Raw genomic sequence first — 26,204 nt, 5'->3', positions numbered from 1 at the left:
CGCTAGAACGTTTTAGCGAGTTGCTGAGCGGCTTCCTGCAGGCGCGGCACGAACTCGAGGGCGCGCGACAGCGGCGCCCGTGATACCGGCGCATGAACGGCGATCGCCGCGATGCAGGTGTTGTTCTCATCCATCACCGGCGCGGCGACACACGCGATACCGGCGACAAATTCCTCATTGTCGATGGCGATGCGCTTGTGCGCGGTGCGGTCGAGTTCCGCTTCGAGCAGTTCGGGGTCGGTGATGGTATTCGGCGTGAAGCGTTCGAGCTTCAGCGTGCGGACGAGCGCGCTGCGTTGTTCGCGCGGCAGCATGGCCAGCAGCAGCTTGCCGCTCGCGCTGCAATGCGCCGGTACGTGCGAGCCCGGTTTGAGATCGAGCCGCAACGGCCAGGGCGCTTCGAGCCGGTCGAGATAGAGCACCTCGGTTTCGTGCAGCATCGTGAGGTTGCAGGTCTCGCCGAGATCGGCAACCAGATTCGACAGGATCGCATGCCGCAACCGGCGGGCACCCGAGTGCATCATGACGCCAAGACCGAGTTGCGCGAGACGCGGCCCGATCACGTAGGCATTCTTCTGACCGGGTTCGCGGATCACGAGACCACCGGCTTCGAGCGAAGCCAGCATGCGATGCAGCGAAGCCTTGGGCAGATCGACATCCTGAGCAATGTCGGCTAGCGACACCGGACCTTCGGCGCGGACGAGATGTTCCAGCAGGGCGAACGCGCGCAGGGTGGGAGTATCCGCTTTAGTCATGGTGCCGTTCCGGAAAATGGATCGGCGTCATTGTACCGTGTGCCTTTGTCGGCCATGGTTTTCGCGGGGTTGGGGCGGCTTCGGCGTGCAATTCCAACGCAGTTCATCCCGTTTTTCGGAACGTGCTGCGGCGCGCTATTTCGGCGCTACTGCCGGAATGTCTTGGCGGTTTCCTCCGCGGCCAACCGCAGATCGGGCAGGAAGGCCAGCAGATCGTCGAGTACCACCCGCCCGACCGGCGCCTGGACGGCGATGGCCGCGCACGCGCGATTGCGATCCAGCATGACCGGCACCGCGATTGCGATGAGTCCCTGCAAATGTTCCTGATTGTTGATCGCGAGCTGGCGTCGCCGCGTGATGGTCAACTCCTTGCGTAACTCGCCGCGATCCGTAATCGTCCGCTCGGAATAGGCGCGCAGCGGCAAGGTTTCGATAACCCGTTCGCGCCGGTCTTTGGGAAGAAAGCTGAGCAACAGCTTGCCGCTTGCCGAACAGTGCAGCGGCACGTGCGAGCCGGGTTGAAGGTGCATGCGCAGCGGCCACTCCGTTTCCACCCGGTCCACATAGACCACGTCGTTGCCGGCCAGCATCGTCAGATTGCAGGTCTCGCCGATTTTGGCCACCAGTTGTTCAAGCAGGACATGGCGGGCAGCGGCCGGGCCCGCATGCATCAGCACATTGACCGCCAGCATGCGCACGCGCGGCGAACACTCATACAGCCGGTCGCCGGCGCTGCGCGTGACCAGCCACGCATCCATCAACTGCACCAGAATGCGATGCACGGTCTGCTTGGGCAGTTCGAGGGCATGGACGAGATCCGTCATGGAAAGCGGGCCGCTTGCCTCAGCCAGGGTTTCGAGTACGCGAAATGCGCGCACGGCTGCCGCATTCGATTGATTCGAAGTCGCCACGCTGTCTCCTCAATGTCGTAGTTATAAGTTGGATTGTGCATCGGTCTGTTTAGTTTTCGGGACTATGGAAAGTCCCGAATTTCGCACTTTTCGATTCTGGCCCGCTTAGCGCAAGGGATAGTTCAAAAAACGGGACTCCGAAGCAGGTACGGCTCACTAGATTGGTACCAACGCCAATTTTTTCAGTCCGGAGTGAACCGTATGAACGTTAGGGCCACAGAAGCGGAAGCTGCGCACGCTGCTACACACAGCGAAGTCGAGCGCGTCGTCGCGTTACTGGTCGGGCGTGCGCGCGCCGCACAGCGCGAATTCGAGGTCGCGGGGCAGGACGTGCTCGATGCCGCCGCCGCTGCTGCCGCGTGGGCGATCATGGAGCCCGCCCGCAACCGACGGCTTGCCGAGCTGGCGGTGCGCGACACCGGTCTCGGCAACGCGGACGACAAGTTCCGCAAGAACTATCGCAAGACGCTCGGGCTGTTGCGCGATTTGCGCGGGCAGAAGACCACGGGTGTGATCGCGCGTCATGAGGCCACCGGCATCGTTGAGATCGCGCGGGCGGTCGGTGTGGTGGCGGCGATCACACCGTCCACCAATCCGGCGGCCACGCCAATCAACAAGATCGTCAACGCGCTCAAATGCGGCAATGCGGTCATCGTGGCGCCTTCTCCGAAGGGCTATTCGTCGTGCGCGCTGCTGATCGAATTCATTCACGCGCAATTCGCCAGAGTCGGGCTCGCGGCCGACCTTGTCCAGATGTTGCCGGCACCGATCAGCAAGGCGGCCACCGCTGAACTGATGCGGCAGTGCGATCTGGTCGTGGCGACCGGCTCGCAGGCGAATGTGCGGATGGCCTACGCCAGCGGAACGCCTGCGTTCGGCGTGGGCGCAGGGAACGTTGCGTCGATCGTCACGGCGTCTGCCGATTTGCACGATGCGGCGCACAAGATCGCGCGCTCGAAAACGTTCGACAACGCTACGAGTTGTTCATCCGAAAACAGCGTCGTGATCGAAGACGCGGTGTACGCAGACATGCTGGCCGAACTGACTGCCTGCGGCGGCGTGATGCTCGACGCCGCGCAAAAGGCGCAATTGCAGGCCGCCTTGTGGTCGAACGGCAAGCTGGCGGCACATTGCACCGCGCGCTCGGCCACGGCGATTGCACGCGCGGCGGGACTCGACGACATCGCCGCACGCGAGCCCGCGTTTCTGATGGTGGAGGAGACCGGCTTCGGCGCTGATTACCCCTTCTCGGGCGAGAAGCTTGCGCCAGTGCTGACCGTTTATCGCGCGCAAACCTTCGACGCCGCTGCCGACATCGTGCGCGGCATCTACGGCTACATGGGCGCAGGACACTCGGTCGGCCTGCATTCCAGCGACTCGGGCCAGGCGGAACAGCTCGGTTCAACGTTGCCGGTTGCGCGCGTGATCGTGAATCAGGCGCATTGCCTTGCGACCGGCGGCAACTTCGATAACGGCTTGCCATTCTCGCTGTCGATGGGATGTGGAACGTGGGGCCGCAACAATTTCTCGAGCAACCTCAACTTTCAGCATTACCTGAACATCACGCGCGTGGCCTACCCGATCGAAGAGCGCGTCCCCGAACTGGACGACGTACTCGGGGATTTCTTCGTGAGGTATGGCAAATGACGACGCCTTACACCATCCGTGCGCTGATCGACGCGCGTGCTGCGCAGTGTCCCGACAAGCCATTCCTGCTGGCCGCGCCTGAATGTGCTGAAGACGGCGGCGCTGTGCTGCGGCCCGACGTGCTGACCTTCGCGGAACTGCGCGACGACTGCCGTGCGCTCGAGACGGTTTTCCAGGAAGCAGGCTTGCAGGCCGGCGATGTCGTGTCGGTCTTCATGGGCAACGGCATCCATACGGCAAGGCTGCTGCTCGCGGCGATGTACAGCGGGCTCGTCGCCAATCCGCTCAATCTCTTGTGTCAGCCGTCGCAGTTGCGCTACATCGTGGAGCATTCGGACACGCGCATGGTTTTCGTTTCCGGCGAGACGCACGCGGCGATGTCGGGCGCGATCGCGGAGTTGCGCGAGCAGGGATTGACCCGCGACATCGCGTTGTTGCGGACGTCGCCCGATGCCGATGGTGCACCGGTGCCGACCTCCGTCGAACCCGTGCTGGCGGAAGCGGCAGTGTCTTTGGATGTGCACGCAAAACCGGCTCAGCGTGTGTCACGTGCGACATACGAGGCACAGGCGAAACATATAGACACCTGGGATACCGAAACGACCGCAAACGGCGACCCGGCTGCGAGCGACGTAGCACTACTGATGTACACGTCCGGCACCACAGGCGCCCCAAAGGGTGTTCTGCTGGACCAGCGAAACCTGCTAGCCAATGCGCGCAACATCTCGCGCGAACATCGGCTCGGCACCGGTGACCGGGTCTTCGCCGCGTTGCCGCTTTATCACATCAATGGTCTCGTCGTGACGCTGCTTGCGCCGCTTTTTCATGGCGGGTCGGTGGTCATGGCGCCGCGATTTTCCGCGCGCACTTACTGGCGCGATGTCGCGCGCCACGGTTGCACATGGATCAACGTGGTGCCGACGATCGTCGCCTATCTGCTCAACAACGACGAACCGTGCACGGCCGATCTGTCCGCGCTGAGATTTTGCCGCAGTGCGTCGGCGGCGCTGCCGGTCGAGCATCACCGCGCGTTCGAGGCGCGTTTCGGAATCGGCATCATCGAAACGATGGGCATGACCGAAACCGCTGCCCCCATGTTCAGCAATCCATACGACCCGGCAAGCCGGAGAATCGGCAGCATCGGTCTGCCGTCAGGCGGCGAAGCGAAGGTGATCGACCGTGACGGCCGCGAATGCGCAGCCGACGAATGCGGCGAACTGGTGCTGCGTGGCGAACAGGTCATGCGCGGCTATTACAAGCGCGCGGGAGAGACGCGGGCGGCCTTTACCGCCGACGGCTGGCTGCGCACCGGCGACCTCGGCTATCGCGACAGCGACGGTTATTTCTACATCAACGGCCGTGCAAAGGAATTGATCATCAAGGGCGGCGAAAACATCGCCCCGCGCGAGATCGATGAAGCGTTGCTCAAACACCCCGGTGTGCTGGATGCGGCGGTGGTGGGCGTGCCGGATTCCGCTTACGGCCAGGAGATCGTCGCCTTCATCGTGCCTCGCACTTCAGAGGGGCCGGGCGCGCTCGACATCGCGGATCTGCGTGAGCACTGTCTGCGCGAACTGGGCCGCTACAAGACACCGAAGGAGTTTCGCTTCATCGCGGAACTGCCTCGTGGACCGTCGGGCAAGGTGCAGCGCCTGAAGCTCGTGCCCACCTGACGGCGCATGTATCGGCATGCGCAACGGCATGCCCGGAGCGCGCCAGCAAGCAGAGGAGGGCGCGAGTCGAGGCGCACGCGACGCGACGCAGTACGACGTACAGATCGAGCGATCACAGACGCCCCCGGCGTCACATAAGAGACACAGGAGACAGCATGCAAACGCACAAGCGGCGTGTGAAGACGCGCCACATCATTCTGGCCGTCATGTGCCTGATGTATTTCATCTCGTACATCGACCGTGTGAATATTGCCGTGGCCGGTCCTATCATCCGGCATGAAATGGGTCTGACGACGGTCCAACTCGGCCTCGTGTTTTCCGCTTTCGCTTATCCATACGCGTTCATGCAGGTCATCGGCGGCTGGCTGTCGGACAAGTACGGGCCGAAGCTGGTGTTGACGGTGCTGTCGCTGATCTGGGGGGCGGCGACGCTCGCTACCGGCTTCGCCGGCAGTGTGGCAATGCTCGTCGCCTTGCGCTTCGCGTTGGGCATCGGCGAGGGCGGCGCGTTTCCGACGGCGACGCGTGCCTTTACCTACTGGATGCCGGTGGCGGAGCGGGGTTTCGCTCAAGGTATTACCCATAGCTTTGCCCGCCTCGGCGGCGCGGTCACGCCGCCGCTCGTGCTCGCGGTGGTCGTGGCGGGCGGCTGGCGCGACGCATTCATTCTGCTCGGCGTGGCGAGTCTCGCGTGGACGGTGCTGTACCTCTGCGTCTTTACGAACTCACCGGAGCAGAACCGGCGTGTGACGCCTGAGGAAACGGCCGAGATCGGCTATCGCGCGGGCGACTGCGAACGCGCCAAGCGTGCGGCCACGCCGTGGCGCAAGCTGATCCGTCGTATGTGGCTCGTCACGTTCGTCGACTTCTGTTACGGCTGGCTGCTGTGGGTCTATCTCACCTGGTTGCCTTCGTACCTGAAGGAAGCCCGCGGTTTCGATCTCAAGCAACTGGCGCTGTTCACGGCGCTGCCGCTGCTCGCGGGCGTGATCGGCGACACCCTGGGTGGCGTCGTTTCGGATCGGCTTTACAAGCGCACCGGCCGGCTGCGCTTTGCGCGCTGCGCCGTGCTGGTGGTGGGCATGGGCGGCTCGCTCGTGTTTCTGCTGCCGATGGTGTCTGCGACCAATCCGCTGATGGCGGTGCTGTACCTGTCGGCGTCGTTCTTCTTTCTTGAGATCACGAATCCGGTGTTGTGGACTTTGCCGCTAGACATCGGCGGTCGCTACGCGGGCACGGCGGGCGGCATGATGAATACGGGCTTCGGCGTCGCCGGCATGATCTCGCCCGTCGTGTTCGGCTATCTGATTGAGACGACGGGCAGCTATAACGTGCCGTTCACGATTTCCGCGTGCTTGCTCGGGGTGGGGATCGTGGCCGCGTTTTTCATCGATCCGGCGAGGACCGTCGAGGCCGACGAGGAGCGCGAGCGGCTCGAAGGCAGGCCGCTGGACAGCATGCCCGCGTTTCTCCAGGCGAGCGCCGCGGTGCGGCTGGAGCGGCATCATCTGCGCCGTCCGCTGCGCTGGTGGAGATAGGGTGTTCAGGTGAGTGGGCGGACGGCAGACGGCTCCGCCCATGGCATGCCGCGGCTCGCGCATAAATAGGCGGCTCCGTCTCCTTGCTGTGCCCTCATCCTGAGCGCCGCGCCGCAAACAGTAAAATGAAAATAGTTGCGGCGTTGCTGCGTTTTTCTTATGAAAATCGCCCCCCTCGGTGTGCGGGCGTGATCGCGGCAATTTGGATAGACTGGGCGGCGTCGCCCGGCTCGATCGATCCACCGAACCGTGGCCAAAAGCAACGGATAATGAACGGAGACTCCCATGAAAACAGGATTCATCGGTCTCGGCGTAATGGGGCAGCCGATGGCGCTCAACCTCGCGCGCGCCGGCACCCCACTGGTCGTGTGGAACCGTACACCGGACCGTTGCGCCGCGTTGCGCGACGCAGGCGCGCAGATTGCGGACAGCGCCGCCGACGTCTTCCGGCAAGCCCACATCGTCATCCTGATGATGGCGACGGATACGGCGCTCGACGCGGTGCTCGGCCGCCACACTGCGGATTTCGCAACGAACGTCGCACAGCACATCATCGTGCACATGGGCACGACATCGGCCGACTATTCGCGTGGTCTCGAAACCGACATCCGCGCGGCAGGCGGACAGTATGTCGAGGCGCCCGTCTCGGGCTCACGCAAGCCGGCCGAAGCGGGTCAACTGGTGGCGATGCTGGCGGGCGAACTGGCGGCCGTCGAAGAAGTGCGTCCACTTCTCAAACCGATGTGCCACGAGACGGTGATCTGCGGCGCGGTGCCCGCGGGGATTCTGATGAAACTGTCGATCAACACGTTCCTGATTCCGATGGTGACCGCGCTTGCCGAGGCGGCGCATCTTGCGCGAAGCTACGGGCTCGACATGAAGCAATTTCAGGCCGTGCTCGACGCCGGCCCGATGGCAAGCAACGTTTCGCGCGTGAAGGTCGACAAGCTCGTGAACGAAGATTTCACGGTGCAGGCCTCGATTGTCGACGTGTTGAAGAACAACCGGCTCGCGGCTGAGGCGGCGCGCCATGCGAATCTTGCGTCGCCGCTGCTGGATGTCTGCTTTGATCTGTACACCGAGACCGTTGAGTTGGGTCATGGTCAAGCCGATATGGCGGCCGTTGTGCGTGCGATCGAAGCGCGCAGCGAGGCGAGGGAGAGTGCGAAGGGCGCGTCCGCTTGAATCCGCTTGAGCGTCCCGGCACGGCGCGTTGCCGTGCCGAGCGAAAGCGCGCCCCAACAGGACCCAATCGGAGCCTGGCACGGGCGTCCAATCCGTCGAGCGACCTGGCCCTTCGCGATGCCGTCCGCCACATTCAATAGCTGGCAACCTCGATCACAGCGTCCGCAAAGGCCTTGGGGGCTTCTTGCGGCAGATTGTGACCGATTCCACCGGTGATGGTGCGGTGCGCATATCTGCTGACGAATTTCTTCGCATATGCCGTGGGCTCCGGATGAGGCGCGCCGTTCGCGTCGCCTTCAAGGGTAATCGTCGGCACAGCGATGATTGGTGCGGCCGCAAGACGCCTTTCCAGATCGGTGTACTGCGGCTCCCCATCTGAGAGACTCAATCGCCAGCGGTAGTTGTCGATCACGATCGCAACATGGTCCGGGTTCTGGAAGGCATTTGCGGATCGCTCGAACGTCGCGTCGTCGAAGCGCCATTTCGGCGACGCAAGTTGCCAGATGAGCTTCGCGAAGCCTTGCCGATTGGCTTCATAGCCCTGCTTACCCCGCTCCGTGGCGAAGTAGAACTGGTACCACCACGCGAGCTCCGCCTTCGGCGGCAAGGGCGCCTTGTTGCCCGCCTGGCTGCCGATCAGATAGCCGCTCACCGAGACCAATGCCTTGCAGCGCTCCGGCCAGAGCGCTGCGACGACATTGGCCGTGCGCGCGCCCCAGTCGAATCCACCGATGATCGCCTGCTGAATTTTCAGCGCATCCATCAGCGCGATGACATCGACGGCGAGCACTGACTGCTGGCCATTGCGGACTGTTTCGCTGGCAAGAAACCGCGTCGTCCCATAACCGCGCAGGTACGGGACGATTACCCTATAGCCGGCCGCGGCAAGCCGATGCGCTACCTCGCCAAAGCTGTGGATGTCATAAGGCCAGCCGTGGAGCAGGATCACGACTGGCCCGTTGCCCGGGCCGACCTCCGCATAGTCGACGTTCAGGACACCAGCATCGATCTGCTTGATCCCGGCAAACGATGCCTTCGACGCCGCGGCGTTTGCGCGTGGATTCGCGTCTCCTTCTGCGGACTGCGAGTGCGCGAACCCGCTCAAGGACAACTCCAGCGCGCCGACGCCGACGGCAGCCGTCCTAAGAAAGCGTCGGCGATGGCTGCTCATCTCATTCGACACCAGAAGTCTCCTCTTCATGATCAGGGTTGTCGAACAGCGAATCAGCTTTTGAACTTGTCGTTGAACCGCGTTACGAACGCCGATTCATTCGGACCGACGTTGTTGCGCATCGGTCGCGCTGCCTCGACCAGTGCCTCAGTTGCATCGGTGCTGAGTTCGCGCATGGTCTGTTCGATATACGGGGCGAGCGGCATGGCTCGCGGTTCGTTCTTACTGTTCAGCAAGTCCGTCTGAACCCAGGGTGGCGCGATTTCAATCACGCTTACAGACGTATCTTTGAGCACATAACGTAGCGATTGCGTGTAGGAGTGAATAGCCGCTTTGGTCGACGAATAGACAGCGGCCATTGCCATCGGCACGAAGGCCAGAACCGACGAGACATTGATGATCGTCGCGTTGTCCTGCTGTTTCAGGTGTTCGACAAGCGCGCCCGTCATCCGTATTGGGCCTATGAGATTGGTGCTCAGCGTCGACGTGAGCAGCGTTTCGTCAACCGGTGCCCCGAGATCGTCGACGTGCATCACACCTGCATTGTTGATTAACACGTTCAGCGATGGCCATCCGGCAACGAGTTCCTCGGCAACCGAAATGATGTTCTTCGGGTCGGTGATGTCGAGTTCGATCGCCTGCATGCCGGGGTTGGCTGCGATCGTTTCGTCGAGATTCGCGCGACGCCGTCCGGAAATGATGACCTGATTGTCGAGTCGATGGAATGCTTCGGCGAGACCGCGGCCAATACCAGAGCCGCCGCCGGTAATGAAAATGGTGTTGCCAGTCGTCTTCATCGATTGCTCTTGAAATAAATGGTTTTCATGCGTGAATGGATTCGCGTCATTCAACGAAAGGACTTGAAAGAGGCCCTGAGTTCTTCCGAGAAAAGTTGTGGCTGTTCCCAGGCCGCGAAGTGGCCGCCCTTGTTCACTTCATTGAAGTAGATGAGCTTGTGGTAGCTGCGTTCGGTCCAGCTACGCGGCGCCTGATAGATCTCGCCGGGGAAGACCGTCACTGCTGCAGGGATTGAAATGTCGACGGCGTTGAAGTTGTTCGCATTGTTTTCCCAGTAGAGCTGCGCCGCGGACGTCGACGTGTTGGTCAGCCAGTACAGCGTGATGTCGTCGAGCATCTCGTCCTTGGTCAGTGAGCGTTCGGGATCGCCGCCGCTGTAGGTCCAGTCCGCAAATTTGTCGTACATCCATGCGGCCTGGCCGACCGGAGAATCCGCGAGCGCGTAACCCACCGTCTGTGGACGCGTGACCATCATCGCTGCGTAACCGCCGCCGCGCGTATAGAGGTTATCGAGCGACCTGTACGCGGCTTTCTCCTTGTCGGAGAGGCCGGCCGGCGGTGGGTCACCCGCTTTCAGCGATTTCGCGACGTCCGGCGGTACTGTCGCCGGCATGTTGACGTGAATGCCGAGCAGTCCGGGTGGTTTCTGGGCGGCCATTTTGTCGGCGATCACGGAGCCCCAGTCGCCGCCCTGCGCGACATAGTGCTGGTAGCCGAGGCGGCGCATCAGTTCCTCCCAGGCGCGGGCGATATGGTCAGGCGTCCACCCAGTGCCTTTGGGTTTGCCTGAGAACCCGTACCCGGGCATCGAAGGCAGGACCAGGTCGAACGAATCTTCCGCGCGTCCGCCATAGGCGACTGGATCGGTGAGCGGCCCGATGACTTTCAGTTCCTCGAATACCGAGCCGGGCCAGCCATGGGTCATGATCATCGGCAGCGCGTTCGGATTGCGTGAGCGCACCCAGATGAAGTGAATATCGACTCCATCGATTGTGGTGACGTATTGCGGCAGGGCATTGAGCTTCGCCTCGGCCTTGCGCCAGTCGTAGTCCGTGCGCCAGTAGTTCACGAGCTCTTTCAGCTTCGCGAGTTGCGCGCCTTGCGCTCGGTCGTCAACCGTCTCCTTGTCCGGCCAGCGAGTCGCCGCGATGCGTTTGCGCAGATCGGCGAGTTGGGCATCGGAAAAATGAGCGTGGAACGGGCGGATCGCCGTATCGCCAGTCGATGCCGGTACGGGCAATTCGACAGCAGCAAAGACAGGTGGTGCAAAAGCGGCCGCAGTAAGAAAGCTGAGGCTAAACGCGCGTGCCCTCAACGAGCCGAACGCCAGTCGACGCAAGGATGAAATGGAAAACATATTTACGTATGCCTAATTAAATGGAAGATATAAATCTGATCAAATCGAAGGCCAACGAGATCGTGTCGCAGCCGACACGGTATGCGAACAGCGCGTCCGCGTAACGCGATCCGTGCTCCTTACCGATATTTATACGGTCAATTGTTGATGGCTCAAAGGACGTATAAACTACGTTTTCAGGACGTGTCCTTTCAGGAGGCAGCCGTGCCGACAGTTGCGTTTGTGGTGTTCGACGGCTTCTATTCCATGGCGCTCGTTGCGGAATCCGTGTTCGAGTTCGCAAACGTGGCGGCCGGTGAACCGTTCTATCAGACACTCAACGTTTCCGAAGCGGGCGGTCTGGTGCGCGCTTCGAGCGGTCTGACGGTCTTGACCGAGGCGATCGACGATCGCGTCTTCGATACGGTCATCTTCGCCGGAAGCAACCCCATCACCGTCGTGCCGCCGCCAGGTGTGCTCGCATACGTGCGTCGCAGCGCCGAGACCGCGCGGCGCACCGCCTCGATGTGCACGGGTGCGTTCGTGCTCGCGGAGGCTGGCTTGCTGGATGGCCGCCGCGCAACCACGCACTGGCACTATGCGCACGATCTGCGCACCCGCTTTCCCTCTGTTACGGTGGACGAGGATCGGATTTTCATTGCGGACGGGCCGATCTGGACCTCGGCCGGCATGACGGCGGGCATCGATCTCGCACTCGCGTTGGTGGAGAAGGACCTTGGTGCCAAGGTCGCGCGGTCGGTCGCGCGAAAGCTTGTTGTCTATCATTGGCGTAGCGGCGGACAGTCGCAGCACTCAGCGCTGCTCGAACTCGAGCCCAAGTCCGATCGCATTCAATCCGCGCTGACGTATGCGAAAAAGAATCTCAACGAGCCCCTTTCGGTCGAGCAATTGGCGGATGTCGCGCGGTTGAGTCCGCGTCAATTTAGCCGCGCGTTTCGTGCGGAGACAGGGCAGACTCCTGCAAAGGCCGTCGAGCGGCTGCGCATTGAAACTGCACGCTTGATGCTCGAGGAGAGCCGGCACACGATCGATCAGGTCGCCAGCGCGACCGGGTTCTCCGATCCAAGGAGAATGCGGGAAGTGTTCCTGCGTGTGTTCGGGCAACCGCCGCAAGCATTTCGTCGCCACGCACGCACGGCGACGGGCGCACCGTGAGATCGTCTCGTCCCTACGTTCACGTGTCACCCTATACCGGGTTTCTCAATGTCCAAGACCAAACCAGAAGACTCGCTCGACGCACCGGCCACCGGAATCCGCAAAGGTCTCACCAACTATGGCGACAGCGGCTTCTCCCTGTTTTTGCGCAAAGCTTTCATCAAGGGGGCGGGCTATACCGACGAAGCACTGGATCGACCGGTAGTCGGCATCTGCAACACCGGCAGCGCTTACAACCCGTGCCACGGCAACGCGCCGCAACTGATCGAGGCAGTCAAGCGCGGCGTGATGCTGGCCGGCGGCTTGCCGATGGACTTTCCGACCATTTCCATCCACGAGAGTTTTTCGCAGCCGACCAGCATGTACCTGCGTAATCTGATGTCGATGGATACCGAGGAGATGATCCGCGCCCAGCCGATGGATGCGGTCGTGCTGATCGGGGGCTGCGACAAGACTGTGCCGGCGCAGTTGATGGGCGCGGCATCGGCGAATATTCCCGCCATCCAGTTGATCACAGGCTCCATGCTGACCGGTTCGCACCGCGGCGAGCGCGTGGGTGCGTGCACCGATTGTCGCCGCTACTGGGGCAAATTCCGCGCCGACGAGATCGATAGCGCGGAAATTGCCGCTGTGAACAACCAGCTGGTGGCCAGCGTCGGCACCTGTTCGGTGATGGGCACGGCCAGCACCATGGCGTGTGTGGCAGAAGCACTGGGGATGACCGTGCCCGGCGGCGCGTCGCCGCCGGCCGTGACGGCCGATCGTATCCGTATCGCGGAGGAGACCGGCGCCCAGGCCGTGCGAATGGCACGCAGTGGCCTGACGATCGACAAGATACTGACCGCCGATGCATTCGAGAATGCCATGCGCGTGTTGCTGGCGATTGGTGGCTCGACCAATGGCATCGTGCATCTGACCGCGATTGCGGGACGCATGGGACTGGATGTCGATCTGAAGGCGCTGGATCGCATGGGTCGAGAAACGCCGGTGTTGCTGGACCTGAAACCGTCCGGCCAGCATTACATGGAAGACTTCCACCACGCCGGCGGCATGGCGACGTTGCTGCGCGAACTCAAGCCGCTGCTCAAGCTCGACGCGATGACCGTCACCGGGCGTAGCTTGGGGGAAGAGATCGAACTGGCCGGTCCCGGCTTCGAACAGGACGTGGTACGCACAATCGCCGATCCGATCTATCCGCAAGGCGGTATTGCCGTCCTGTATGGCAACCTCGCGCCAGGCGGCGCGATCATCAAGCAATCCGCTGCCGATGCCAGACTGATGGAGCACGAGGGACGCGCAGTGGTGTTCGAGAACGGCCAGGACATGGCCGAACGCATCGACTCGGACGATCTCGACGTTACAGCCGACGATATTCTGGTGCTGAAGAATATCGGCCCGAAAGGCGCGCCGGGCATGCCCGAGGCCGGTTATATTCCGATTCCGAAAAAACTGGCGCGTACCGGCGTCAAGGACATGGTGCGCATTTCCGACGGGCGTATGAGCGGCACCGCTTTCGGCACTATCGTGTTGCACGTGACGCCTGAGGCGGCCGTTGGTGGGCCGTTGGCCTATGTTCAGAACGGCGATCGTATCCGGCTCAGCGTAGCCGCGCGCGAAATCATTCTGCTGGTGTCGGACTCCGAACTGGCGCGCCGTGCGGCCGCTGCACCCGTAGAGGTACCGACGGCCGAACGCGGGTATCGGAAACTGTTCCTCGATACGGTGCTGCAGGCCGATCAAGGCGTCGATTTCGATTTCTTGCGCGCGGCGAGGATTCACGACACGACGCCGAAGGGTTAGAGGCTGCGTGCGGCACCGCGATCCAGATTTCATTTGGGAAGAGTCACCAGTACGAATACGCCATCCTTGCCTTTTCGATTTGTTTAACTATAGTGTTAAATATCAACCGAAAGGTTTATAAAGGGAGGCAATCATGAACGAACCGTTTCATCGTCCTTCGCTGGGCGCGTCGGTGTACTACAAGGACCCGTTTGCCGCGCTCGACTGGCTCGAGAATGCGTTCGGCTTCGAGCGTCAACTGGTGGTCACGGATAGCGACGGCCAGTTGGGCCACTCGGAAATGCGTTTCGGCGACAGCTACGTGATGATCTGCCGCGAATGGTCGGAAGACGCTGCGAGCCCGGCTTCGATCGGCGGCAAGAATACACAGTCGGTACACGTGCAACTGCGCGAAAGGATCGATGAACATTGCGCTCGTGCGCGTGCCGCAGGCGCTGTGATCACGCGCGAACCGGCGGATCAGTTCTATGGCGACCGCGTCTATGCAGCGCGTGATCCTGAAGGGCATGTCTGGAGCTTCGGCCAGACGGTTCGCGAGGTGTCGCGCGAGGAAGCGGAGCGTGTGAGCGGCCTGAAAATCGAAGGGTGGGTATAAGCGATGGGACTGCCTGCCAGCGTCTCGCTCGACCGTACTCTTGCCGCACTGGCCGACCCGAATCGGCGTCAGGTAGTCGATCTGCTTAGTCAGCAGCCGATGCGCGCGGGTGAACTCGCGCAAGCCACCGGTCTGTCACCGCAGGCGATGAGCCGGCATTTGCGTGTGCTGCGCTCGAGCGAACTGATCGAGGAATCGCACGACGGCGTCGATGCGCGCGTGCGTCTCTACGTGCTGAGGTCGGCGCCAATGAACGAGTTGAAGGCATGGCTCGAACAGACCGAAGCCTTATGGTTCGAGCAATTGCTGTCGTTCAAGGCGCATCTGGAGCAGCAGAAGTGAGTTCGCGCGTGCAAGTGTCGCTACGGGTCGCGGCAACGCCGCTTCGCGCATTCGACGTGTTCACGCGTGAGATCGGTAGATGGTGGCGGCCGAATGGCCTGTTTCAGTTCACGCCGCAAAGCGCGGGCGTGCTGTCGTTCGAGCAGGCTGCGGCGCCTCACACGCCCGGAGAGCACGGCCGTCTGATCGAAACGCAGCCGGACGGCAGCGTGTTCGAGATCGGCCGCGTGACGGCCTGGGAGCCGGGCGAGCGTTTGGCATTCGGCTGGCGTCAGGCCAGTTTCACCGACTCGCAGCACACGCAGGTCGAAGTGCGGTTCGAAGCGGTGGGCGACGAAACACGCGTGACGGTGGAGCATCGCGGCTGGGATACGGTGCCGCAGGAGCATGTCGCACGCCACCATTTCCCCGAGCGCGTGTTTCTGTTGCGGCACGGTGAATGGTGGCAGCTTCTGCTGGCCTCGCTACGGACTGAAGTGCAATCGGCTGCGCCGCCGGGCTGAATGGCTGCGCGTGCGTCGTACGTTCTCGTCAGCGCGTGGCGATCGCGGCGGCAACACCGGCCAAGACCGTAGCGCTGGCGCGGTTGGTGAACTTCACCGCGCGGCGCGTGTTCAGCAATTTGCGCGCACGTGTGGCGAGCAGCGCCCAGCCGAAATCGACGGCCATCAGTACGATCAGCATGGTGAGCGTGAGTTCGAACCAGGCGACGGTGCCGATGCGCGACAGATCGATGATGGTCGGCAGCAACGCGAGGTAGAACATCATGATCTTCGGATTGCCGAGCGTCACCAGCAGGCCGGCGATGAACATGCGCCACGGCGACTGGCCGCTCGGCAGGTCGCTGCCTTGCACGTCGGCCGGTGCGCGCCACATCTTCCAGGCAAGGAACAGCAGATAGGCGACGCCGACAAATTTCAGCACGATAAACACCATGCCGAAGCTGCGCGCGATCACAGCCACGCCGGCCACCGCGCAGGTGAGCCACAATGCTTCGCCGAGCCACATCGCGGCGAGAAACGGCAACACGTCGCGAAAGCCGTTGGTCAGCACGCGCGCGACCAGCGCGGCGATGCTAGGACCGGGCGTGCCGGCGGCGATGATCAGCGCCAGCGCGAAGACGAGCAAAGCAGATAGCGACATAACGTCCCTCCACAAAATTCGGTGCGCGCGCAACCATCGGCTCAGTGTGCGCGCAACCTCCGGTTCAATGAGCGCGCAACCTTCGGTTGACGAAGCGCCACACGGCGCTCACCAGCAGCGATCCGACACCGAGCGAGACGCCCAGCAGCACGATCGAACTCATATGATCGCGTACCAGTGGCACGTTGCCGAACAGATAACCGGCCGCCACCAGCGACATGATCCACAGCGCCGCGCCGGCGGTGACGAACGACACGAAACGTGCAAACGTCATGCGCGAAACACCGGCGACGAACGGCGCGAACGTGCGCACGACGGCAATGAACGGCGACAGCAGAAAGGTCAGGCCGCCGCGTGCTTCGTAAAACGCGTGCGCTTTACGCAGTGCGTTCTTGTCAAGCCAACGGTAGTCGGCGGTATAGACTTTTTCGCCGATGGCGCGGCCGATCGCATAGTCGACGATGCTACCGGCCACCGTTGCGGCGAACAGCACGGGGATCACGAGCCAGACGTTCAGCGCGCCTGTCGCGGCGAGACCGCCGCAGATGAAGATCAGCGGATCGCCAGGCAAAAAGAATAGCGGCAGGAAACCGATTTCGACGAACACGACGAGGAACAGCATCGCGTAGACGGCTGTGCCGTATTGCACGATCAAACCGCTCAGGTGCTGGTCGAAGTGCAGGGCGACCTGCAGCACATGCATGAGATCCATCGTGGTTCGAAAGGGATTTGGGTGTTCGGGATTTTAGTCCCGTCGCGGCATGGGCACTTGTTTATTTCTCGGTGCGGATGTCAATATCGGGGTGTGATTTCCAGAATCGCGCCCGAATAAATTTAAGAAACCCCTATGCAACACACTTCCAGCCTCACGTTCCGCTTTGCCGCGCCGCACGATGCGGATGCTATCCGTATGATCGAATTCGAGGCCGGCCAGCGCTTTGTCAGCGTCGGCATGACGGGTATCGCCGATGCACCGCCGATGGAGCTGGAACTTGTTCGCCGCAAGATCGACGCGCAGCAGATCATCGTTGCCGTGAAAGCTGATGAGACGTGTGTGGGGTTTGTGATGTTCGAGCCGCAGCCCGCGCGCTTCTATGTTCAGGAACTTGATGTGCTGAGTTCGCATGCCGGGCAACGCATCGGCGCGGCGCTGATCGAGCAGGTCGCGCAACTCGCGCGTGCGCAACAGATCACGCAACTCATTTTGTCGACGTTTCGCGAGGTGCCGTGGAACGCACCGTACTATCGGCGGCTCGGCTTTTGCGATATCGAGGAGGCCGATCTGGATGCGGCACTGATCGCGCGGCGCGATGCGCACATCGCGCGCGGACTCGACGAATCGAAACGCGTATTCATGCGGCGTGACCTTGCGTAACGCCGCATGAACCGAACGTCTTATTCCACTGCTTCCAGCGTCGGATAATCCACGTAGCCAGTTTCGCCACGTGCATAGTACGTTGCCGGATTCGGCTTGTTCAGCGGCGCATTCGTTTCGAAGCGGCGCACCAGATCCGGATTCGCGATGAACAGTTGACCCCACGCCACCGCGTCCGCTTCACCCGCGTCGAGTACGTGCTGTGCGGTTTCCTTGGTGAACTTTTCGTTCGCGATGTACGGGCCGCCGAATGCCTTCTTCAGTTGCGGGCCGAGGCGGTCGTCGCCGAGTGCTTCGCGGGCGGCGATGAACGCGATCTTGCGCTTGCCGAGTTCGCGTGCCACGTAGCCGAATGTCGCTGCCGGATCCGAATCGCCCATGTTGTGCGAGTCGCGACGCGGTGCGAGGTGCACGCCGACACGGTTCGCACCCCAGACGTCGATACAGGCGTCAGTGATTTCGAGCAGCAGGCGGGCGCGGTTTTCGACCGGGCCGCCGTAGGCGTCGGTACGCTTGTTGGTGCTGTCCTGCAGGAACTGGTCGAGCAGATAGCCGTTCGCGCCGTGCACTTCCACACCGTCGAAACCTGCTGCTTTCGCGTTTTCGGCGCCCTTGCGGAACGCTTCGACCACACCCGCGATTTCGTCGAGTTCGAGTGCGCGCGGCGTCACGTATGGACGCTCCGGACGCACCAGGCTCACGTGGCCTTGAGCCGGGATGGCGCTAGGCGCAACCGGCAGTTCGCCATTGAGGAACAGCGGGTCCGAAATACGGCCGACGTGCCACAACTGCAGGAAAATCTTGCCGCCGGCTGCATGCACGGCGTTCGTGACGATCTTCCAGCCTTCCACCTGCTCCTGCGACCAGATACCCGGGGTGTCGGCGTAACCGACGCCTTGCGGCGTAACGGACGTGGCTTCGCTGATGATCAGGCCTGCCGTGGCGCGTTCGGCGTAGTACTTCGCCATCAGCGCGTTCGGTACGCGGATTTCTTCAGCGCGTTGGCGCGTGAGCGGCGCCATGATGATGCGGTTCGACAACGTGATGTCGCCAATCTGGAGCGGGTCAAAAAGAGTCGGCATATGAGTTCACCTTAGGTGGCGGGCGCGTGGCCCCGGCCTTAAAAAAACTGCATGATGAAATAAGCGAAAAAACGCGGCGATGCGGATGAAGCGCTCAGAGCTGGCTGTTCATGTGCTCGAGAAAGGCTTGAATGACTGCCTCATTGCGTTTGAAAAACACCCATTGACCGACCCGCTTCGACGTAACGAGACCGGCGCGCTGCAACGCGGCGAGGTGCGCCGACACGGTGGACTGCGACAGGCCGCAGTGCGCGTCGATCTTGCCGGCGCACACGCCGTGGTCGAGCGGGAGCTCCTGGTCGGAGAAATGCGCATACGGCTCGCGCAGCCAGCCGAGAATCTCCCGCCGTACAGGGTTGGCAAGCGCTTTGTGAATCGCGTCGATATCGAGCGTCATGTGGGTCGGTTTCAGGGCATCAACTTCAGATCGTCAACAACAGGCAGGCATGGCGCACGTTAGCGGCCATGCATCTGCATCGCTACAAGACGAATCATATATCGGAATTTGACGATATGCTTGAAGCCACTACTCGCTATGGGGTCGATAGATGTCGGCGCACAAATAAGCCTGCACTTCCTACGGCGCGGGACGGCGCACATGACGGCAAATATGTAAGGCATCTGTCACGTTATAGTTACGATCTATCAATAGCATTGCGAAAATCGCATTCTGTTGATGGCCGCTCTCACATATATTTTTATGTGCAGTAGGCCTGCCGACGCGGACGCATCCTGGTCCAATACACGCCACGACGTCCATCATCGGACGAAGACTATGCGCGTCGGGTGACAGTGCCAGTACATCAAAAAGAGTCCATCATGTGATTCCCCGACCGCCCGACGGCACTGGTTCGGCGATGCACCGTAGAAGCCAGACGCCGTGGAAGAACTGGTAGTGGGTATATTCCCCAAGGAGATAGTGCATGTCTAACGATGCAAAGTGCCCGTTCAATCATGCTGCCGGAGGTGGCACGACCAACCGTGACTGGTGGCCAAAGCAGCTGCGGGTGGATCTGCTTAGCCAACACTCCAGCAAGTCGGACCCGCTGGACAGCGGCTTCAACTATGCCGAGGCGTTCAAGAGCCTCGATCTCGCCGCGGTGAAGAAGGATCTTGCGGCACTGATGACCGACTCGCAGGAATGGTGGCCGGCAGACTTCGGCCACTATGGTCCATTCTTCATCCGCATGGCCTGGCACAGTGCCGGCACGTACCGCATCGGCGACGGCCGCGGTGGCGCCGGGCGTGGCCAGCAGCGTTTCGCGCCGCTCAATAGCTGGCCGGACAACGTCAGCCTCGATAAAGCTCGCCGCCTGTTGTGGCCGATCAAGCAGAAGTACGGTCAGAAAATTTCCTGGGCCGATCTGCTGATCCTGACCGGCAACGTCGCGCTCGAAACCATGGGCTTCAAGACCTTCGGCTTCGGTGGCGGTCGCGCGGACACCTGGGAACCGGACCTGGACGTCTACTGGGGCAACGAAAAGACCTGGCTGGGCGGCGATGTCCGTTACGGCAAGGGCGCTGCCGGCAATGAGGGCGAAGGCGTGATCGTGGCCGATCCAGCACTGCACGGCAGCGAAGTCAGCCGCGACGACAACGGGCGCAACCTGGAAAACCCGCTGGGCGCCGTGCAGATGGGCCTGATCTATGTCAACCCGGAAGGTCCCGATGGCAATCCTGACCCGCTCGCCGCGGCACATGACATCCGTGAGACCTTCGCTCGCATGGCCATGAACGACGAGGAAACGGTCGCGCTGATCGCCGGTGGCCACAGCTTTGGCAAGACGCACGGCGCCGGTCCTGCCGACAATGTGGGTCCGGTACCCGAGGCCGCAGACCTCGAGAACCAGGGGCTGGGCTGGAAGAGCAGCTTCGGCACCGGCAAGGGCGCCGACGCGATCTCCAGCGGACTGGAAGTCACCTGGACCACCACGCCGACGAAGTGGGGCAACGGCTTCTTCGAGAACCTGTTCAAGTACGAATGGGAACTGACCAAGAGCCCCGCCGGCGCCAACCAGTGGGTCGCCAAGGATGCCGGCGAAACGATTCCGCACGCTTTCGATGCCTCGAAGAAGCAGCGGCCGACGATGCTCACCACCGACCTCTCGCTGCGCTTCGATCCCGCCTACGAGAAGATTTCGCGGCGCTTCCTGGCGAATCCAGACCAGCTCGCCGATGCCTTCGCCCGTGCATGGTTCAAGCTCACTCACCGCGACATGGGACCGCGCGTCCGCTATCTTGGACCGGAAGTGCCTGCTGAAGAACTGATCTGGCAGGATCCGATTCCGGCAGTCGACCACGCTCTGGTGAACGATCAGGACGTCGCCTCGCTCAAGCAGAAGATTCTGGCGTCAGGGCTGTCCGTTTCGCAACTGGTGTCGACGGCCTGGGCGTCAGCATCCACGTTCCGCGGCTCGGACAAGCGCGGCGGCGCCAACGGTGCGCGCATTCGCCTCGCTCCGCAGAAAGACTGGGCGGTCAACCAGCCCGAGCAGCTGGCGAAGGTACTGAAGGTCCTCGAAGGGATCCAGAGCGAGTTCAACGGCGCACAGTCCGGCAAGAAGGTGTCGCTGGCCGACCTGATCGTGCTGGCCGGTAGCGCCGGCATCGAGCAGGCCGCGAAAAACGGCGGCCATCAGGTGACGGTGCCGTTTGCGCCGGGACGCGCGGACGCGTCGCAGGATCAGACCGACGTGGAGTCCGTTGGCGCGCTTGAACCCGTTGCCGATGGTTTCCGCAACTATCTGAAGGGCAAGTACAGTGTCCCGGCTGAGGCGTTGCTGATCGACAAGGCGCAATTGCTGACCCTGACGGCACCCGAGATGACGGCGCTCATCGGCGGCTTGCGCGCCTTGAAGGTCCAGAGCGGGCAGGATTCGCATGGTGTCTTCACCAAGCGTCCGGAAACGCTGACCAACGACTTTTTCGTCAACCTGCTCTACATGGGTACGGAATGGAAACCGGTCTCCCGGGACGTGTTCGAAGGGCGTGACCGCAAGACCGGTGAGGTGAAGTGGACCGGTAGCCGTGTCGATCTGGTGTTTGGTTCGCACGCTCAGTTGCGGGCGCTGTCCGAAGTCTATGCAAGCGAGGACGGGCAGGCGAAATTCGTTCGCGACTTTGTCGCTGCGTGGGTCAAGGTGATGAACCTCGACCGCTTCGACCTCGCCTGAGCAGGTGTGCGGGTTCCGTCAGGGTTGCTGCAACCCTGACGGAACCTTGCCTCAGCTTGCGAAGGTAATTCTGCATGTCGCGGTGCGACTCTGGTTATATCGGAGCCGCACCGTTTTTTTTGCGTCCATGCCATACCGTGCAGCCTGAGTGACTCGAACATTCGCGTCATTACATCAGCCTGCATGATCGTCTTCCCCCTTCCTTAGGCTTCGTAGCGGCCCACTTTGGTCCGCGGCTCGACCGTGGATTGCTTGCGGGTATCAGTCAGTCGATTCAGGGTTTACGCGGTGCACATATACTTGAAAAATCAAGTACACTCGGTCCCAACATGTTTGAAAAATCAAATAAATTAGCCTCTGGGACAAACCCGTGTGATGCACCTCATCTCTCCTTTGCAGATGAGGTTGCGATGCCTTGAATTGGAGCAGATCAATGAGAAACAAGATTGCACTTGAGGAACACTTTGCGATAGACCTCACTATCGAGCAGTCGAAGATTTATGCGCCTGCGCCCGTTTGGGAAATGCTGAAGTCCAATCTGATGGACATCGAGCAGCAGAGACTCGAGCGGATGGAACAGGGCGGAACCGAGTATTCAATCTTGTCGCTCAACTCGCCGGGCATTCAGGGTATTCCGGACATCAAGCAGGCGATCGATGTCGCGCGCCGGGCTAACGATGTCCTCGCAGAACATGTTGGCCGCCATCCAACCCGTTTGGGTGGATTTGCCGCGTTGCCTATGCAGGACCCCGAAGCGGCGGCACGTGAACTCGAGCGAAGCGTGAAGGATCTCGGATTCCATGGCTTCATGGTGAATGGCTTTTCCCAGGTGGGCGATGCGGAAAATGTCGTGTACTACGATGCCCCGCAGTACACCGACTTCTGGACAAATGCGGCGGCGCTCGGCAAGCCTTTCTATATGCATCCTCGCGATCCGTTGCCGTCCCGTGAGCCGATCTACGATGGCTTTCCGTGGCTGACCGCCGCGACCTGGGCGTTCGCGGTTGAGACGAGCACTCACGCACTGCGACTGATGACGTCAGGTCTTTTCGACCGCAATCCTGAGTTGCAGATGATTCTTGGCCATCTCGGCGAGGGGATTCCGTTCAACATCTGGCGCGTCGACCACATTCTTCAGAAGGCGCCACGAGGATTGCCGTGCAAGCGCAGCGTGGGCGAATACCTCCGGGAGAATGTCTACGTCACGACGAGCGGGAATTTCAGAACCCAGACGCTGCTGTCCACGATGCTCGAAATGGGCAGCGACCGGATCATGTATTCGGTCGACTATCCGTTCGAAACGCATGACGAGGCGTCCCAGTGGTTCGACACATGCTCGATCAGCGAAACGGATCGCGTGAAGATTGGACGGGAAAACGCACAGCGTTTGTTCGGTCTTGAATGATGCGAGGAATAGGAGAAATCGAATGTCCGTATTGACTCAATTGGCGCCAGCAGATGTGTGGCGTAACAGAATCTATAGCGGCGGATGGAAGACCGGAGGCGCGGGTACGATCCCGGTGACCGAGAAGGCGACCGGCGCGGAAATGGGATCGATTGGTTGCGCATCGGCTGCCGACGTATCCGCCGCTGCCGCGATCGCGACCGAAGCGCAACGCGCCTGGGCCGCGACGCCAGGGCCTCAGCGAGGGGATGTGTTGCGCGAGGTCGCCCGTTTGCTGGAGGTTCACAAAGAGGAGATCGCCGTCCAGATTGTCCGCGAGACCGGGTCGATACGGCCAAAGGGGCAACTGGAGGTGAAGCTGGCGATACGCGAGATTCTCGAAGCGGCGGCCTTGGGCAGCCAGCCAACCGGGATGATCACGACAAGCGACGTTAAGGAGCGGCATAGCGTAGCGCGCAGAATTCCAATGGGCGTGGTCGGCGTTATTACTCCATGGAATTCTCCGTTCATTCTAGCGGCGCGCGCCATCGCTCCGGCGTTGGCCACCGGCAATGCAGTGCTGCTCAAGCCCGACCCTCAATCGCCGGTTAGCGGTGGCGTTCTGTATGCGCGGCTATTTGAGGCTGCAGGGCTGCCCGAGGGACTGTTCCATGTTCTGCCCGGTGCAGCGGAAACCGGTGACGCGCTGGTTCGGGATCCGCTTGTCAACATGATCAGCTTCACGGGATCCACACGGGTAGGGCAAGCGATCGGCGCAGTAGCAGGCGGCTTGCTCAAGCGAGCGAGCCTCGAACTCGGCGGCAAGAATCCCTACATCGTGCTTGATGATGTCAATGTCGAAGCTGCGGCGAGCGCGGGAGCGTGGGGATCGTTTTTGCATCAAGGGCAAGTCTGCATGTCCGCGGGCCGGCATCTCGTTCATGAACGTATTGCTGACACCTACATTGAAAGCCTCGTCAGACGCGCCAAAGCGCTATCGGTTGGCGATCCTTTCAAGGGCAATGTCCATCTCGGTCCTATCATCAATGAACGGCAGGCTGAAAACGTCGATCGCATCGTTGCTGAGTCTGTGAGCAAGGGCGCGAAGCTTCTCGCCGGTGGGACTCGCGACGGACTGTTTTTTAACCCGACCGTTTTGGTAGACGTCGCGCCTGGGATGCCCGCGTTCGAGGAAGAGATTTTCGGTCCCGTCGCCGCGGTGACCGTGTTCAAGAACGATGACGAGGCGGTAACGCTCGCCAATCAGAACCGCTATGGCCTGGTCGCGGCAGTGGCTTGTTCGGATTTGCGTCGCGCCCAACGGATTGCGGACCGGCTGCACGCCGGCATCGTCCACATCAATGATCAGACGGTCATGCACGAGGTGTTTGGTCCGATGGGCGGTCTGGGTTTGTCCGGCAACGGGCATAACTACAGCACGCTGACCAACATCGACCAGTTTACGGAATGGCAGTGGGTGACGAGCCGCGACGAACTTCCGGCTTATCCCTTCTAGAAAGCTGTTGTGCCGGGCTAGCCGCATACGCGCACGGAGTCGCGTCGCCCGGCAACGTCGAGAAGACAGCAGTGACCCATTGGCGCACGATTTCATGCGCAAACAGAGCGAGGTGAAGCGTGACCCCCGATACTGTCCAGCGAGTCGAAAAGGCGCCCGCTTCGATCGTCGACATTGGCGCGTTGATCGATAGCCAGCCACTGAGCACCTTCCAGAAATGGATCATGGTGATGATCGGTTGCTCAGTGGTGATGGATGGGTTCGATGTGCAGACAATGGGTTTTGTCGCGCCTGCGATTGTCCGTGCGTGGGGCATCAGCCCGGCCGAGCTCGGCCCGATTTTCGGCGCCGGCTTGCTGGGGATGCTCGCGGGCTCCATCGTTCTCGGCGCCATGGCCGATCGCGCGGGGCGTCGGCCGGTGCTCATCGGCGCGACCGTTTTCTATGGGCTATGCATGCTCGGTACCACCCTGGTTCAGAGTGTGCCGGAATTTCTTGTCCTTCGGTTCCTGACCGGCTTCGGTATCGGCGGCGTGATGGGTAACGCTATCGCGCTGGTCAGCGAATACAGTCCGCAGAAATATCGGGCATCACTGATGACCTGGGTCTCGTGTGGCTTCACGGGCGGGGCCATTGCTGGAGGCCTTCTCTGCGCAGCCTTGCTTCCGTCGATGGGCTGGAGGTCGGTGTTCTTCGTTGGGGGCGTATTGCCGCTGCTTATTGCCGTCCCGATGGCGAGGTATCTGCCTGAATCGCTCCAACTGCTGGTGGTCAAACAGCGCAGCCTGGAAAAGGTGGTTCAGTGGCTCGGGCGAATTGCGCCGGGCGTCCAGTTCGCGCCCGGGACCCGCTTCGCCGTTCGCGGGCAGCCGCAAGCGAAGGCCTCCGTTGGCGAACTCTTTCGCCATGGTCGCGGCACGATGACGTTGTTGCTATGGGGGATCAACTTCGCGAATCTGCTTGATCTCTTTTTCCTGTCGAATTGGCTTCCGATGCTTTCCTTGAGAGTTGGCCATGGGGTGGCGACGGCTGTGCTCATCGGCACTTCATTGCAGATCGGCGGTACGGCAGGTGCGCTGCTGCTGGGTCCGTTGATGGACCGCTTCGGCTTCTATCGTGTGCTGGCGCTCAGTTTTCTGGTGGCGACATTTTCAGTGGCATCTGTCGGTCTCCCCGATCTATCGACGGGGCTGCGCTATGCCGTCGTGCTGATAAGCGGAATCTGTATCGTCGGTGGGCAGCCGGCGGTCAACGCGTTGACCGCGACGCTCTATCCCACCTCGTTGCGGGCCACCGGGGTTGGCTGGAGTCTGGGAATCGGCCGGGCGGGCTCGATTATCGGTCCTGTGGTGGCCGGACAACTGATCAGGCTGCAATGGTCGAATACCGCGTTGTTTGTCGCGGCTGCGGTGCCCGCGTTGGCATCGTGTTGGATGCTTGTTCTTCTTAGCCGTGCTTCGGCGAAAAATCGGATCGATTGCGTTGAGTGCTAATGTGCTGCGACAGATTTAGATAAAAGAAAAACAGCAAAGCACTGTCGTGTCAACGACAGATTACCCAATCGGTCAGCCCGGATAATGACCCCGTCATCGTTCGAATACGAC

Annotated in this window: 23 protein-coding genes; 14 read left to right on the top strand and 9 right to left on the bottom strand. The window is 61.4% G+C overall.

The window, feature by feature from the left end:
- Positions 1-2: 2 nt before the first annotated feature.
- Together M0D68_RS29695 and M0D68_RS29690 are read right to left on the bottom strand one after the other, a co-directional pair.
- A complete protein-coding gene (locus tag M0D68_RS29695) occupies positions 3-755 on the bottom strand; it encodes an IclR family transcriptional regulator (protein WP_074288001.1) in 753 nt (250 codons plus the stop codon).
- Between the two features lie 146 nt (positions 756-901).
- Positions 902-1,666: an IclR family transcriptional regulator gene (locus M0D68_RS29690; protein WP_097393753.1), complete on the bottom strand. Its 765-nt coding sequence runs from the start codon at positions 1,664-1,666 to the stop codon at positions 902-904.
- 201 nt (positions 1,667-1,867) lie between these two features.
- On the opposite strand from M0D68_RS29690, the gene M0D68_RS29685 reads away from it, so the two are divergent.
- The 4 genes from M0D68_RS29685 (at position 1,868) to M0D68_RS29670 (ending at position 7,709) form a co-directional block, all read left to right on the top strand.
- Positions 1,868-3,313: an aldehyde dehydrogenase family protein gene (locus tag M0D68_RS29685; protein ID WP_266226169.1), complete on the top strand. Its 1,446-nt coding sequence runs from the start codon at positions 1,868-1,870 to the stop codon at positions 3,311-3,313.
- Positions 3,310-4,986 carry an AMP-binding protein gene (locus tag M0D68_RS29680; protein ID WP_266226168.1) on the top strand — a complete coding sequence of 559 codons (1,677 nt, stop codon included), beginning with the start codon at positions 3,310-3,312 and terminating at the stop codon, positions 4,984-4,986. Before M0D68_RS29685 ends, M0D68_RS29680 begins: the two co-directional genes overlap by 4 nt.
- A 155-nt stretch (positions 4,987-5,141) precedes the next feature.
- Positions 5,142-6,524, top strand: coding sequence for an MFS transporter (locus M0D68_RS29675; protein ID WP_211706411.1), 1,383 nt, complete (start codon positions 5,142-5,144; stop codon positions 6,522-6,524).
- A 285-nt stretch (positions 6,525-6,809) separates the two neighbouring features.
- A complete protein-coding gene (locus M0D68_RS29670; protein ID WP_266226167.1) occupies positions 6,810-7,709 on the top strand; it encodes an NAD(P)-dependent oxidoreductase in 900 nt (299 codons plus the stop codon).
- 133 nt (positions 7,710-7,842) lie between these two features.
- On the opposite strand, the gene M0D68_RS29665 is transcribed toward M0D68_RS29670, so the two are convergent.
- The 3 genes from M0D68_RS29665 to M0D68_RS29655 are packed head-to-tail and all read right to left on the bottom strand — an operon-like array spanning position 7,843 to position 11,035.
- Positions 7,843-8,892, bottom strand: coding sequence for an alpha/beta fold hydrolase (locus tag M0D68_RS29665; RefSeq protein WP_266226206.1), 1,050 nt, complete (start codon positions 8,890-8,892; stop codon positions 7,843-7,845).
- Between the two features lie 41 nt (positions 8,893-8,933).
- Entirely contained in the window at positions 8,934-9,677 is a 744-nt protein-coding gene (locus tag M0D68_RS29660; RefSeq protein ID WP_266226166.1) for an SDR family oxidoreductase, read from the bottom strand.
- Between the two features lie 50 nt (positions 9,678-9,727).
- Positions 9,728-11,035, bottom strand: a complete 1,308-nt coding sequence (locus tag M0D68_RS29655) for an epoxide hydrolase family protein (RefSeq protein WP_266226164.1) — start codon at positions 11,033-11,035, stop codon at positions 9,728-9,730.
- A 204-nt stretch (positions 11,036-11,239) separates the two neighbouring features.
- Between M0D68_RS29655 and M0D68_RS29650 the strand changes: the two genes are divergently transcribed.
- From M0D68_RS29650 to M0D68_RS29630, 5 genes are all read left to right on the top strand, one after another.
- Positions 11,240-12,190 (top strand): GlxA family transcriptional regulator, encoded by a 951-nt coding sequence (locus M0D68_RS29650; RefSeq protein WP_093632842.1) that lies wholly within the window; start codon positions 11,240-11,242, stop codon positions 12,188-12,190.
- Between the two features lie 48 nt (positions 12,191-12,238).
- Positions 12,239-13,990 (top strand): IlvD/Edd family dehydratase, encoded by a 1,752-nt coding sequence (locus M0D68_RS29645; protein WP_266226162.1) that lies wholly within the window; start codon positions 12,239-12,241, stop codon positions 13,988-13,990.
- 133 nt (positions 13,991-14,123) lie between these two features.
- Complete coding sequence (locus M0D68_RS29640) at positions 14,124-14,585, top strand: VOC family protein (protein ID WP_266226160.1); 462 nt, start codon at positions 14,124-14,126, stop codon at positions 14,583-14,585.
- Between the two features lie 3 nt (positions 14,586-14,588).
- Positions 14,589-14,927: a helix-turn-helix transcriptional regulator gene (locus M0D68_RS29635; protein ID WP_266226158.1), complete on the top strand. Its 339-nt coding sequence runs from the start codon at positions 14,589-14,591 to the stop codon at positions 14,925-14,927.
- Complete coding sequence (locus M0D68_RS29630) at positions 14,924-15,430, top strand: SRPBCC family protein (protein WP_266226156.1); 507 nt, start codon at positions 14,924-14,926, stop codon at positions 15,428-15,430. The genes M0D68_RS29635 and M0D68_RS29630 overlap by 4 nt, the downstream gene beginning before the upstream one ends.
- A gap of 28 nt (positions 15,431-15,458) precedes the next feature.
- Here M0D68_RS29630 and M0D68_RS29625 read toward each other — a convergent pair whose 3' ends face one another.
- Both M0D68_RS29625 and M0D68_RS29620 read right to left on the bottom strand, forming a co-directional pair.
- Positions 15,459-16,070, bottom strand: coding sequence for a LysE family translocator (locus M0D68_RS29625; protein ID WP_266226155.1), 612 nt, complete (start codon positions 16,068-16,070; stop codon positions 15,459-15,461).
- Positions 16,071-16,134: 64 nt separating this feature from the next.
- Positions 16,135-16,782, bottom strand: coding sequence for a VTT domain-containing protein (locus M0D68_RS29620; protein ID WP_266226154.1), 648 nt, complete (start codon positions 16,780-16,782; stop codon positions 16,135-16,137).
- Between the two features lie 135 nt (positions 16,783-16,917).
- Here M0D68_RS29620 and M0D68_RS29615 point away from each other — a divergent pair, with 135 nt between their 5' ends.
- The gene (locus M0D68_RS29615; protein WP_266226153.1) at positions 16,918-17,445 is read left to right on the top strand and encodes a GNAT family N-acetyltransferase; all 528 of its coding nucleotides are present in this window, start codon (positions 16,918-16,920) and stop codon (positions 17,443-17,445) included.
- A gap of 20 nt (positions 17,446-17,465) precedes the next feature.
- On the opposite strand, the gene M0D68_RS29610 is transcribed toward M0D68_RS29615, so the two are convergent.
- Together M0D68_RS29610 and M0D68_RS29605 are read right to left on the bottom strand one after the other, a co-directional pair.
- A complete protein-coding gene (locus tag M0D68_RS29610; RefSeq protein ID WP_093632834.1) occupies positions 17,466-18,527 on the bottom strand; it encodes an alkene reductase in 1,062 nt (353 codons plus the stop codon).
- Between the two features lie 94 nt (positions 18,528-18,621).
- Positions 18,622-18,924, bottom strand: a complete 303-nt coding sequence (locus tag M0D68_RS29605; protein WP_093632833.1) for a helix-turn-helix transcriptional regulator — start codon at positions 18,922-18,924, stop codon at positions 18,622-18,624.
- 526 nt (positions 18,925-19,450) lie between these two features.
- On the opposite strand from M0D68_RS29605, the gene katG reads away from it, so the two are divergent.
- From katG to M0D68_RS29585, 4 genes are all read left to right on the top strand, one after another.
- Positions 19,451-21,700 (top strand): catalase/peroxidase HPI, encoded by a 2,250-nt coding sequence (gene katG / locus M0D68_RS29600; RefSeq protein ID WP_266226151.1) that lies wholly within the window; start codon positions 19,451-19,453, stop codon positions 21,698-21,700.
- Between the two features lie 433 nt (positions 21,701-22,133).
- Complete coding sequence (locus M0D68_RS29595; RefSeq protein WP_200572054.1) at positions 22,134-23,105, top strand: amidohydrolase family protein; 972 nt, start codon at positions 22,134-22,136, stop codon at positions 23,103-23,105.
- Between the two features lie 22 nt (positions 23,106-23,127).
- Positions 23,128-24,600 (top strand): aldehyde dehydrogenase family protein, encoded by a 1,473-nt coding sequence (locus tag M0D68_RS29590; RefSeq protein ID WP_256457824.1) that lies wholly within the window; start codon positions 23,128-23,130, stop codon positions 24,598-24,600.
- Positions 24,601-24,782: 182 nt separating this feature from the next.
- A complete protein-coding gene (locus tag M0D68_RS29585; protein WP_266226149.1) occupies positions 24,783-26,093 on the top strand; it encodes an MFS transporter in 1,311 nt (436 codons plus the stop codon).
- Positions 26,094-26,204 lie beyond the last annotated feature (111 nt).

This window comes from Paraburkholderia sp. SEWSISQ10-3 4 (genome assembly GCF_030464785.1).
GTDB lineage: Bacteria > Pseudomonadota > Gammaproteobacteria > Burkholderiales > Burkholderiaceae > Paraburkholderia > Paraburkholderia aspalathi.
The sequence above is the reverse complement of the archived record's forward strand: the minus strand, read 5'-3'. Positions and strand labels throughout refer to the sequence as shown.